At 67.1% G+C, this 11,068-nt stretch carries 11 protein-coding genes and 1 tRNA gene; 7 read left to right on the forward strand and 5 right to left on the reverse strand.

All coding sequences use genetic code 11. The annotated features are described in order from the left end of the window. Positions 1–54 precede the first annotated feature (54 nt). The 4 genes from RTM68_RS07645 to cynS all read right to left on the reverse strand — a co-directional run bounded on the left by RTM68_RS07645 (position 55) and on the right by cynS (position 3,311). A complete protein-coding gene (locus tag RTM68_RS07645; protein ID WP_312169759.1) occupies positions 55–1,050 on the reverse strand; it encodes an NADP-dependent oxidoreductase in 996 nt (331 codons plus the stop codon). Next, entirely contained in the window at positions 1,047–1,940 is an 894-nt protein-coding gene (locus RTM68_RS07650; protein WP_312169761.1) for an alpha/beta hydrolase, read from the reverse strand. The genes RTM68_RS07645 and RTM68_RS07650 overlap by 4 nt, the downstream gene beginning before the upstream one ends. 82 nt (positions 1,941–2,022) lie before the next feature. After that, a complete protein-coding gene (locus tag RTM68_RS07655) occupies positions 2,023–2,853 on the reverse strand; it encodes a formate/nitrite transporter family protein (protein WP_312169777.1) in 831 nt (276 codons plus the stop codon). Between the two features lie 5 nt (positions 2,854–2,858). Further along, positions 2,859–3,311, reverse strand: coding sequence for a cyanase (gene cynS, locus RTM68_RS07660; RefSeq protein ID WP_312169763.1), 453 nt, complete (start codon positions 3,309–3,311; stop codon positions 2,859–2,861). 182 nt (positions 3,312–3,493) lie between these two features. Between cynS and RTM68_RS07665 the strand changes: the two genes are divergently transcribed. Beyond that, entirely contained in the window at positions 3,494–4,231 is a 738-nt protein-coding gene (locus tag RTM68_RS07665; RefSeq protein WP_312169765.1) for a helix-turn-helix domain-containing protein, read from the forward strand. Between the two features lie 119 nt (positions 4,232–4,350). Here the strand turns inward: RTM68_RS07665 and RTM68_RS07670 are convergent. Beyond that, positions 4,351–4,433, reverse strand: a tRNA-Leu gene (locus tag RTM68_RS07670). Between the two features lie 270 nt (positions 4,434–4,703). Between RTM68_RS07670 and RTM68_RS07675 the strand changes: the two genes are divergently transcribed. The 6 genes from RTM68_RS07675 to RTM68_RS07700 all read left to right on the forward strand — a co-directional run. Next, positions 4,704–5,537: a DUF3662 and FHA domain-containing protein gene (locus RTM68_RS07675; RefSeq protein WP_312169767.1), complete on the forward strand. Its 834-nt coding sequence runs from the start codon at positions 4,704–4,706 to the stop codon at positions 5,535–5,537. Further along, positions 5,419–5,937 (forward strand): FHA domain-containing protein, encoded by a 519-nt coding sequence (locus RTM68_RS07680; protein WP_312169779.1) that lies wholly within the window; start codon positions 5,419–5,421, stop codon positions 5,935–5,937. Before RTM68_RS07675 ends, RTM68_RS07680 begins: the two co-directional genes overlap by 119 nt. A gap of 7 nt (positions 5,938–5,944) precedes the next feature. Next, positions 5,945–7,246, forward strand: coding sequence for a protein phosphatase 2C domain-containing protein (locus RTM68_RS07685; protein ID WP_312169769.1), 1,302 nt, complete (start codon positions 5,945–5,947; stop codon positions 7,244–7,246). Continuing rightward, the gene (locus RTM68_RS07690) at positions 7,243–8,628 is read left to right on the forward strand and encodes an FtsW/RodA/SpoVE family cell cycle protein (RefSeq protein ID WP_312169771.1); all 1,386 of its coding nucleotides are present in this window, start codon (positions 7,243–7,245) and stop codon (positions 8,626–8,628) included. The genes RTM68_RS07685 and RTM68_RS07690 overlap by 4 nt, the downstream gene beginning before the upstream one ends. A gap of 1 nt (position 8,629) precedes the next feature. Further along, positions 8,630–10,084: a penicillin-binding transpeptidase domain-containing protein gene (locus RTM68_RS07695; protein WP_312169773.1), complete on the forward strand. Its 1,455-nt coding sequence runs from the start codon at positions 8,630–8,632 to the stop codon at positions 10,082–10,084. After that, positions 10,081–11,068 (forward strand): serine/threonine-protein kinase (locus RTM68_RS07700; RefSeq protein WP_312169775.1); only part of this gene is annotated, 988 nt, incomplete at its 3' end. The genes RTM68_RS07695 and RTM68_RS07700, both read left to right, overlap by 4 nt.

An 11,068-nucleotide genomic window follows, 5' to 3' on the forward strand; every position in this document is an offset into this window, starting at 1 on the left:
CGCTCACGGGGCCTTCGTCTGTGTCCGGCTGCTGTGCGCGCAGCGCGCGCGATCTCACGGGATGCTGACGACGGCCTTGCCCCGGATGCCGCCCTCCGCGAGAGCCTCCAGTCCGGCCACTGTCTCGCCGAACGGGAAGACCCGTCCCACGATCGGGCGCAGCGCTCCGCTCTCCACGAGGTCGGTGATCTGTCGCAGCTGATCGCCGCTCGCCCGCATCCAGAGGAACCGGTAGTCGACGCCGAGCCGCTTCGCCCGCCGGCGGATCGTGCGACTCAGGGCGGCGATGACGACGCGCACGATCGGATTCAGACCGGCCTCGCGCGCATACTCGGGTGTGGGCGGCCCGGAGATCCCGATCGCCATGCCCCCAGGACGCAGGATGCGCAGGGACCTCTCGAGGTTCTCACCACCCAGGCTGTCGAGCACCAGGTCGTAGCCGCTGAGAACCTTCTCGAAGTCCTGAGCGCGATAGTCGATCACATGATCGGCGCCGAGACGCCGGACGAACTCGGCATTCCCTGCGCTCGCGGTCGTGGCGACCTCAGCACCGAGGTGCTTCGCCAGCTGGATCGCGATCGACCCGACGCCGCCGGCCCCCGCATGGATGAGGACCCTCTGTCCCGGACGCACGTCGCCGAGTTCGACGAGCGCCTGCCAGGCCGTCAGCGCCACCAGCGGCAACGAGCCGGCCTCCTCCATCGAGATCGTCGTCGGCTTGGGCGCGACATCGCTCTCGTCGATCGCGATCCGCTCGGCGAACGAGCCGATGCGCTGATCGCGGGGCCGGGCATAGACCTCATCCCCGGCACGGAACCGGCTCACGCCCGCCCCGACCCGGATGACGGTGCCGGCGACGTCGAGACCGAGGATGAGCGGCAGACGGTAGGGCAGGATCGCGGTGAACTCTCCCGTCCTGATCTTCTCGTCGAGCTGGTTGATGCCGGCCGCCTGCACACGCACGAGCACGTCGTGCTCGCCGACGATCGGCTCGGGCATCTCCGCCTCGTGCAGCGCGGTCTTGTACTTCGAGACGACGAACGCTCTCATCGCTGCTGCTGCTCCTGCTCCGGCTGGTCAGCGGTCAGGAATCGGACCGCCACCGGTGCGAACTTCTCCCAGTACTGGAAGATGCCGCCGTGACCGGAGTTCGGATAGATGATGAGCTCACTGCCCGGGATGCGGGCATGGAGGTCGTGAGACAGGATCGAGGGGACCATCCGGTCGTTGTCGCCGTTGGCGATCAGGGTCGGGCCGGTGATCACCGAGAGATCGGAGGGCACCGACCTCCCGAACTTCGCGATCGCGGTCAACTGCGTCTGGAAGGCGGAGAGACGGATGTCCTTGTCGCGGTCGACCGTGCGCTCCGTGAGGCGCTTCACGAAGGCCTTCGCCGCACGCTTCCCCTCGGCGTCGCGGTTGAAGAACAGGAACTCCTTCGGATCGGAGCGCGTGACTGCCGCTCGGAAGACATCCCAATAGGTCGTGCCGATCACCTTGTCCATGTCCTTGCCGCCTCGTGGGCCGGTGCCGGTGAGGACGAGCCTGCGTATCAGCGACGGATGCTTCACGGCGAGGTCCTGGGCGATCATGCCTCCCATGGAGAAGGAGAAGACGTCGATCTTCGTGCAGCCGAGGCCTCTGATGAACTCGTAGGCGTCGTCAGCCGCCTGCTCCAGCGTCTTGGGAACCGTTCCGGACGAGCCCCCGACGCCCTGCTGGTCGAATGCGATCACGTGACGCCGCTGTGCGACAGCGTCGACGATGCGCGGATCCCAGTTGTCGAGCGTTCCGGCGAGGTGCACGAAGAACACCACCGGGATGTCCTCCACCGGCCCGAGCTCGCGATAGGCGAAGGTGATGCCACCCGCTGAAAGGGTCTTGTTCGGCGCTTTCGCGTACGTCGTGTTGATCGGTGCGCCTGCCGGTGTACTGCTCATCGTGCTCTCCTTGTCAGTGCGCTCACTAACGAGTGTACTTTATTATGAGTATACTCATTTTTGCACGTCAAGCAGGTTCGGATCAACCGTTGTTGTCCGAGTACTGGACGAGTCGATGCGGGCGTGTGCGCGCGTGGGTGACGAAGATGATGAGCCCGACGAATGTGAGCCCTCCGACGAGGTTGCCCGCCACCGTGGGAAGCTCGTTCCACACGAGGTAGTCACCGAGGGTGAATTCTCCGCCGAGCATGAGTCCGATGGGGAAGAGGAACATGTTGACGACCGAGTGCTCGAACCCCATGTAGAAGAACAACATGATGGGCATCCACATGGCGATGACCTTGCCGGGAACGCTGTCGGACATCATCGCGCCGACGACTCCGGTCGACACCATCCAGTTGCAGAGCACTCCGCGCACGAACAGCGTCAACATGCCGGCAAGACCGTGTTCGGCGTATCCGACTGTGCGCCCTTCTCCGATGTGACCGAGTGCCTGGCCGATCTCATCGGGTGGCGTGGAGAAGCCGAAGGTGAGGACGATGGCGATCAGGAGGGCGGTGGTCAGCGCCCCCGCGAAGTTGCCGAGGAAGACCAGTCCCCAGTTGCGGAGGAGGCTCCCTATCGTCACTCCCGGGCGTCGGTCCAACCAGGCGAGCGGCACCAGCGTGAAGACACCGGTGAGCAGGTCGAAGCCCAGGAGATAGAGCATGCAGAACCCGACCGGGAACAGGAGCGCCCCCAGGAGCGGCTGCCCGGTCTGGACGCTGACGGTGACCGCGAACGCGGCGGCGAGGGCCAGGATCGCCCCGGCCATGTAGCTGCGGATCAGCGTGTCGCGGGTCGACATGACCGCCTTGGACTGACCCGCATCGATCATGCGGACGGCGAACTCCTTCGGGGCGACGTAGGACATCGAGGTCACCACTGGTACTTCAGGAACTTGCCGTCGATGACCACGCGCACGCGATCTCCATCGGGATCCTCACGTCGGCTCAGCTCGACGTTGCAGTTGATGGCGCTCATGATGCCGTCGCCGAACTCCTCATGGATGGCTTCCTTGAGGGCGGGACCGTACACCGCCAGCAGTTCGTAGAACCGGTAGATCGTGGGATCGTTGCGCATCGCGTCTCCCTCGAGCCGGTATGGCTGCTGCTGGAGGGCAGCGACGGCAGCCGCAGAGAGATCCAAGAGCGTGCCGGTTCGCTCCGCCTCGGCCTGAGGAACGGGATGCGAACCCAGCAGTGCCGCAATGGTCCAGAGCAATGGCCGGTCGATGTGGGCAGCGATCTGGTCCCAGGTCAGACCTTCGCGGATGCGGGCGCCACGGACTTCTTCTGTTGCGGCCTCACGCGAGGCGTTCCAGTTGCTCATTCGTCTTCCTGTCTGTCGGGGGTGCAGATCCTCATCTCATCGGGTGCACCACCGTCGCAGACAGGCTTTTCACGCAGCACATCCGGCAGAACGCGCAGCCCTCACCGCTTTTACATCGCAGAAACATCGCCGCAACAGCGTCGTCTCCGCGCGCTCCTAGCGTGCAAGAAAGGAGGAGTGTGATGAGCGTTGACCCGCAGGCTGTCAGCCGGAATCCGCACCTGCTCGGACCGCTGGCCGAAGCTTTCGAGGCGGCTCCTCTGCCCCTCTGGATCATCGGCGCCGGCCGCCAGGTCTTGAGAGCGAACGAGGCGGCCGCGCTGTTCCTCGGCTTCCGCCGTACGCACGATCTCACCGGCGGACCGAGCCACGACCTCCTCCATTCCCGACGCCCGGACGGTTCGCCCTACCCCGCAGAGGACTGCGGCATCGTCTGTGCACGCGGGCCGGCGTCGGCCGACGACTGGTTCGTCACGCAGGCGGGCGATCCACGACTGGTGACCTGGACAGTGCGCCCGCTGCCCTCACGGCGACATGTCCTGCTCTCCTTCACCCCAGCGCCCGAGGGCAGTGCAGGGTCCGCGCCACGTGCTCCGGCGGCGACATCCGTCATCGAGATCATCCAGGCGAACTTCGTCGACCCACATTTCGACGTCGCAGAGCTCGCTGACCGGATGCGGATGTCAGTGCGCAACCTCGAGGTCGTGTGCTCACGGATCGGATTCTCACCTGCCGCGGAGATTCGTCGCGTGCGCCTCGTTCGCGCGCAGTCGCTGCTCGAGCGTGGAGAGACGGTCGGGGGTGCCGCGTTCTCCTCGGGTTTCGCGGACGTGGGCACCTTCTCGCGCGCTTTCCGCAGAGAGTACGGCGTCGCCCCCAGCATGGTTCGACCCAGAACAGTTTCGGAACAGGTGGGATAAGACAGTCGAGGACGGTCGAGGCTGCGGCGCGCATGAAGGTCCCCGGCATGGAGCCGGGCGAGCGTATACAGAGAAAGAGCCGGTCGGAAACCTTCTCCGACCGGCTCTTTCACCGACTGTGCGCGAGGGGGGACTCGAACCCCCACGTCCTTGCGAACACTGGCACCTGAAGCCAGCGCGTCTACCATTCCGCCACTCGCGCGAGTGTCTCATTCCGAAGAAGTCAACTTTGCGAGGATATCACGCGTTCCGCCCCGTGATGAAACCGACGCTGCACCGCGTCGGGCGGAGAACTCCTCATTGGGCGGAGGATGCGGCGCGAAGCCTCCGCCCGTCAGGGAGATCACCGCCCCACACGGCGCCCACACCCCCTCCGAACCCGCCAAGACACCCGGAATCACGCCTCTCGACGGCGTACACCCAGGACACCTGGCTACGATGTCCCTACCGGTCGGCATGCCAGAGGAGCCCAGTGGGACTACTTGACAGCTTTGAGAAGGGTCTCGAACGCGCTGTGAACAGCGCCTTCGCCAAGACCTTTCGCAGCGGCATCCAGCCCGTTGAGATCGCCTCTGCGCTGCGCCGCGAGGCCGACACCAACGCGGCTGTGGTGAGCCGCGACCGCATCATCGCGCCCAACAGCTACGTCGTGCGGCTCAGCACCGACGACGCCGGTCGCATGCGCGGCCTGGGTGGAGCCCTGACCGACGAGCTGCACGCTCTGCTCACGAAGCACGGCAAGGCTCAGGGCTACAGCTTCGCCGGGCCGCTGTCGATCTCTCTCGAGGCCGACGACAAGATCGCCACCGGAACCGTGAACGTGACCTCGGGCACCGTCGAGGGACGCGTCAACTGGCAGGCCGTGATCGACGTCGACGGTCGCCGCCACTCGATCACCCGTGCCCGCACCGTGATCGGCCGCGGATCCGACGCGGACATCACCATCTCGGATGCCGGTTCGAGCCGCAAGCACGTCGAGGTGCTGTGGGACGGCGAGCGCGCCATGATGCGCGACCTCGGCTCCACGAACGGCACCAAGGTCGACGGACAGAAGGTGCGCGAAGCATCCCTGACCACCGACACGACCATCACGATCGGCCGCACCGACCTCGTCTTCCGCGTCGGCGCGACGACGACGCGACCCGCGCGTTCGGAGCGATCTCGTGACCACGCCCAGCGAGCTCGTCCTGCTCCTGCTGCGCATCGGGTTCCTCCTGCTGCTCTGGTTCTTCGTCTTCGGCGTCGTCTATTCGCTGCGTGCCGACCTGTTCGGCATGAAGGTGCGCAAGCTCCCCGCCGACGGTGACGCAGCGGCGGTTTCCGCGCCGTCCACTCCCCCGGCGCCCGCGCGACCCGCGGCCGCGAAGCCCGCGTCGTCGAAGCCGGCGACCACCGGTCCCGCGACGGTCGCCACCGCGAAACGCCTCGTGATCACGTCGGGCCCGAAGGCCGGACTCGAGCTGGCGCTCGGATCCGAGACCCTGACCATCGGACGATCGAGCGAATCCGCTCTCGTCATCCGCGACGACTACACGTCCAGCCACCACGCGCGACTCCTGCTGCGGGGCGACAGCTGGGCGATCCAGGATCTCGACTCGACCAACGGCACGTTCGTCGCCGGGCAGCGGGTGAGCGGCAACCCCGTCTCTCTCTCGCTCGGCACTCCCATCAAGGTGGGCGCCACGACCTTCGAGCTGCGAGCCTGACCCCGGCATGGTCTTCGAGGGCTCGAGCGTCGCGATCTCCCACACCGGGAAGGTCCGCTCCAACAATCAGGACTCCGGGTACTCCGGGGCGAACCTGTTCGTCGTCGCCGACGGCATGGGCGGCCACGCCGGAGGAGACGTCGCCTCGAGCATCGCCATCCACCGGATGCAGCCGCTCGATCAGCCGTACACGTCGGTCGACGACGCGCAGGCGTCGCTGCAGGCTGCGGCCACCACGGCCGCCGGCGACCTGATCCGCGCCGCGAAGGACCGCCCGGAGCTCGCGGGCCTGGGCACCACGCTCAGCGCGATCATCATGGTCGACGACTACGCGGTCATCGGCCACATCGGCGACTCGCGCATCTATCTGTACCGCGACGACGCGGTCACGCAGATCACGGCCGACCACACCTTCGTGCAGCGCCTGGTCGACTCCGGTCGCATCACGCCGGAAGAGGCCCGCTACCACCCGCGCCGTTCGGTTCTCATGCGGGTGCTCAGCGACATGGACGCCGATCCCGAACTCGACATGTTCGTGATGCACACCCAGCCGGGCGACCGGTGGCTGCTGTGCTCCGACGGGCTCTCGGGCGTCGTCGACGAGGCGCACATCCTCAAGGCGATGCGACTCGGCATGGCCCCGGGCCGCACGGCGGACAACCTTCTCAAGCAGGCTCTCGACGGCGGAGCGCCGGACAACGTCACGATCGTGATCGTCGACGTCGGCGGACAGCATGCGATGCACTCGGGCACGGCGACGATCGTCGGCTCGGCGTCGAACCCCGAGAACATCACGGTGCCGCCGGTGCGCGCCCCGCGCAGCAGCTGGCTGCATCCGGTGCGCCAGGCCGCCAACGAGCCCAGCCACTTCGAGCCCGCGCCCGAGTACCTCGAAGAGCTCATCGAAGAGGATCGTCGGCGTGCGCGTCGGCGGCGGCTCGGCTGGTTCGCCGGGATGCTCGTCGTGCTCGCCGCTCTCGCGTTCGCGGCCTTCGCCGCCTACAGCTGGACCCAGACGCGCTACTTCGTGGGCGCCGATGAGGACAGCGTCGTGATCTATCAGGGCGTGCAGCAGAACATCGGGCCGATCGTCCTCTCGACGCCGCTGCAGGACACCGACATCCTGCTCGCCGATCTGCCGCCCTACCAGCGCGACTCCGTGGAGCGCACGATCACCGCCCGCTCGCTCTCCGACGCGGAGGCGATCGTCGCGCGACTGCAGGCCGGCGCCGACCGGGTCATCGACTCGACTCCGCTGCCGACACCGGTCCCGACTCCGAGCCCCGAGCCGACGGATGGAGCCGGATGAGCACCGACGTCTCGGCCGACACCAGCGTCATCAAGGCCCTCAAGAAGATGCGGATGCCGCAGACGCAGCGCAACCGCGAGTTCTGGCTGCTCCTGTTCGCGGTCGTGATCAGCGGTGCGGCCCTCACCCTCGTGCAGCTCGGCGCACTCGGCGTCATCGACCCGATGATCCTCGCGATCGGCGGCGGCCTGGCCGTTCTCGCCTTCGCGGTGCACTTCGTGCTGCGGGCGGTCGCCTCCGCAGCCGACCCGTTCCTGCTGCCGATCGCGACCCTGCTGACCGGTCTCGGCATCGCGATGATCTACCGCATCGACATCGCGGAGTCGCTCACCGGCTGGAACGCCTACTCGACCAAGCAGCTCGCCTGGACCGCGATCTCCCTCGCGGGTGCGATCACGGTCGTGATCCTGCTGCGCAACTACCGCGTCCTGTTCCGGTACACCTACGTCTTCGGCCTCTCCGGCATCCTGCTGCTGCTGCTCCCCTTCGTGCCGGGGCTGCGCATCCCCGACGCCAACGCGCAGGTCTGGGTCTCGCTCGGGGGCATGTTCGCCTTCCAGCCCGGTGAGCTCGCGAAGATCTGCCTCGCGATCTTCTTCGCTGGTTACCTGGTGCGCACCCGCGAGAGCCTGACCTCGGTGGGAACCAAGTTCCTCGGCATCACCTGGCCGCGCATGCGCGAGCTCGGTCCCGTGCTCGTGGTCTGGGCCATCTCGCTCGGCATCATCGTGATCCAGCGCGACCTCGGCACCGGAACCCTCATCTTCGGCATGTTCGTCGCGATGCTCTACGTCGCGACGGGCAAGACCAGCTGGGTGCTCATCGGCCTCGCCCTCGTCGCCGCCGGCGTCGCCGCCGCGACCCAGATCCTCAGCTACGTGCGGGGACGCTTCATCAACTGGCTCTTCCTGTTCGATCCCTCCCAGGTCGACCCTGAAGCCGCCGGATTCCAGCCCATGCAGGGCCTGTTCGGTCTCGCTCACGGCGGCCTGCTCGGCACCGGCTGGGGCCAGGGTCGCCCGAACGTCACTCCGCTCGCGCACAGCGACTACATCATCACGAGCCTCGGTGAGGAGATCGGCCTGATCGGCCTCTTCGCCATCCTGTGCCTCTACATGGTGTTCATCAGCCGCGGCATCCGCATCGGACTCGCGGGGCAGGACGACTTCGGCAAGCTGCTGGCCACCGGACTCTCGTTCACGATCGCGCTGCAGGTGTTCATCATGGTCGGCGGAGTGACCCGGGTGATCCCGCTGACGGGTCTCACCACGCCGTTCCTCGCGGCAGGCGGTTCGTCGCTGGTCGCCAACTGGCTGATCGTCGCGATCCTGCTGCGCATCTCCGACGGCGTCCGCAGCCAACCCAGGACGGTGATCGGCTGACATGACCAAAGAGCTCCGCCGCCTCAGCATCGTGATGCTGTTCATGTTCCTGTCGCTGTTCGTCGCGACCAGCTGGATCCAGGTCGTCGAGGCCGACAACCTCGCCCAGGACAGCAACAACCGCCGCACCCTGCTCGACAGCTACGAGATCCAGCGCGGGTCGATCATCGTCGACGACGTCGCGATCGCCTCGTCCGTGCCCTCGAACGACCGGTACCAGTTCCAGCGCGTCTACACGGATGCCGCGATGTGGGAGCCGGTGACGGGGTACTTCAACCCGGCGCTGCAGTCGGCGACCGGCATCGAACGCGCCCTCAACGCCGACCTCTCGGGCACCGGATCGAGTGCCTTCTTCTCGGACATCGAGCGGATCCTGTCGGGCCAGCCGCAGACCGGCTTCGGCGTCGAGCTCACGCTGGACACCGCCGCACAGCGCGCCGCGTACGACGCCCTGCAGGGCCTGAACGGCGCGGTCGTCGCGATCGAACCCGACACGGGGCGCATCCTCGCGATGGTCTCGACTCCGGGATTCGACACGAACGCCCTCGCCACGCACGATGCGGATGCCGCGAACGCGACCTACGACCAGCTCGTCGACGACCCGCTGAAGCCGCTCTCGAACCGCGCGATCGCGGGTGACCTCAATCCCCCGGGATCGACGTTCAAGCTCGTGGTGGCGGCTGCGGCCTATGCGAGCGGCGACTTCACGCCGGACTCGACCCTGCCGAACCCCGCTCGCTACCAGCTGCCGCAGTCGAACAACACCGTCGCGAACGCCTGGGGCGGAACGTGCGGCCCCGGCGACACCGTGACCATCGCCGAGGCGATCCGATTGAGCTGCAACATCCCGATGGCCGAGCTCGCAGTGCAGCTGGGCGACGACAAGATCCGTGAGATGGCCGAGAAGTTCGGGTGGAATCAGAGCTTCTCCACCCCGCTGGAGTCCACGCCCTCGAGCTACCCTTCTGGGCTCAACGACCCCCAGACGGCGCTCACCGGCTTCGGTCAGGGACAGGTCACCGCGACGCCGCTGCAGATCGCGATGGTGGCGGCAGGCATCGCCAACGACGGCGTGGTCATGAATCCGCGTCTCGTCGACACGGTGATCGGCAACGACCTCTCGGTCGTGCGGTCGTATGAGAACAAGGAGTACGGTCGGGCGCTCGACGAGACCGTCGCCGACGAGGTCACCTCGTCGATGGTGGCGAGCGTCTCAACGGGCGCGGCGCAGGGTGCAAGAATAGACGGGGTCGATGTGGCCGGGAAGACCGGGACGACAGAGAACGGCGACAAGCCGTACACACTGTGGTTCTCGGGATTCGCACCGGCAGAAGATCCGGCGGTCGCAGTAGCGGTCCTCGTCGAAGACGGCGGCGGACAGGGGCAATCAGGATCCGGCGACACCATCGCCGCTCCGATTGCGAAGAAGGTCATAGAGGCGGTGCTGGGCAGATGAGACCGACGCAGGGTGTGTCGTTCGGTGGTCGCTACGAGCTGCAGTCGCGTATTGCGATCGGCGGCATGGGCGAGGTGTGGGAGGCGACGGATCACGTCATCGGACGTACCGTCGCGATCAAGATCCTCAAGGACGAGTACATGGGGGACCCCGGGTTCCTCGAGCGGTTCCGCGCTGAGGCGCGGCACGCCGCGCTCGTCAACCACGAGGGCATCGCCAGCGTCTTCGACTACGGCGAGGAGAACGGCAGCGCCTTCCTCGTCATGGAGCTCGTGCCCGGTGAGGCGCTCTCGACGATCATCGAACGCGACGGCTCGCTGAGCGCCGACAAGACGCTCGACATCGTCGCGCAGACCGCATCCGCACTGCAGGCCGCACATGCCGCGGGCCTCGTGCACCGCGACATCAAGCCGGGAAACCTGCTGATCACGCCCGACGGACGCGTCAAGATCACCGACTTCGGCATCGCCCGCATCGCCGACCAGGTGCCGCTGACGGCAACCGGTCAGGTGATGGGAACCGTGCAGTACCTGTCGCCGGAGCAGGCATCCGGCCATCCGGCCTCCCCCGCGACCGACACGTACTCGCTCGGAATCGTCGCGTACGAGTGCCTCGCCGGCAAGCGCCCGTTCACGGGCGAGTCGCAGGTGGCCATCGCGATGGCGCAGATCAACGAGCAGCCTCCGCCGCTGCCGCCGACCGTGCCGATCCCCGTGCAGAACCTCGTCATGGCGATGATCGCCAAGAAGCCGTCAGACCGCCCGTCGTTGTCGGCGACCGTGGCGCGTGCCGCGCAGGCCCTGCGCCGCGGCGATCTGAACTCGGCCGCGATCGCAGTGCCCGCGATCGCCACCGGAGGCGTCGCGGGCGACGACGACGCGACGCGGATGCTGACCGCCACCGGCGACGACGGCACCACCCGCATCCTCCCCACCACCGCGCAGCTTCCCACCGGGGCGGCCGCAGATGCCGAGGAGGAGCGCG

This window comes from Microbacterium sp. (assembly GCF_031988965.1).
Classification (GTDB): Bacteria; Actinomycetota; Actinomycetes; order Actinomycetales; family Microbacteriaceae; genus Microbacterium.